This is a genomic window from Corallococcus sp. CA041A (genome assembly GCF_003612075.1).
Classification (GTDB): domain Bacteria; phylum Myxococcota; class Myxococcia; order Myxococcales; family Myxococcaceae; genus Corallococcus; species Corallococcus exiguus.
In genome coordinates, this window is sequence record NZ_RAWF01000729.1 from 1 (window position 1) to 405 (window position 405).

Below are 405 nucleotides of genomic sequence, written 5' to 3' on the forward strand. Positions count from 1 at the left end.
TGCAGCCGGTGGCGCCGGCCATGCCACCGTGAAGGGCTACCTGATCGGCTTCGTGCTGGCGGTGATCCTGACGGCCATCCCGTTCAAGATGGTGATGGACGGCGGCTACTCGCACCAGACGGTGCTGGTGACGGTGATGGCTCTGGCGGTCGTGCAGATCGTCGTGCACCTGATCTATTTCCTGCACCTGGATGGCTCGTCTGCCCAGCGCTGGAACGTGATGGCCTTCCTGTTCACGCTGCTGATCCTGGCGATCGTCGTTGTCGGCTCGCTGTGGGTCATGCATAACATGAACGCCAACATGATGACGATGTAACGAGCCAGCCTGCCGCTGCATCGGAAGGGCGCCCCTGGTGGGCGCCTTTTCTTTTGCTCGAGCGGCCTTGAGCCCTGGGCTTGCCGTGC

At 62.7% G+C, this 405-nt stretch carries 1 protein-coding gene; it reads left to right on the top strand.

Going from position 1 to position 405, the window contains the following annotated elements; translation table 11 throughout:
* Positions 1-28 precede the first annotated feature (28 nt).
* Positions 29-316, top strand: coding sequence for a cytochrome o ubiquinol oxidase subunit IV (cyoD, locus tag D7V77_RS42850; RefSeq protein ID WP_120581790.1), 288 nt, complete (start codon positions 29-31; stop codon positions 314-316).
* The last annotated feature ends 89 nt before the right edge of the window (positions 317-405 follow it).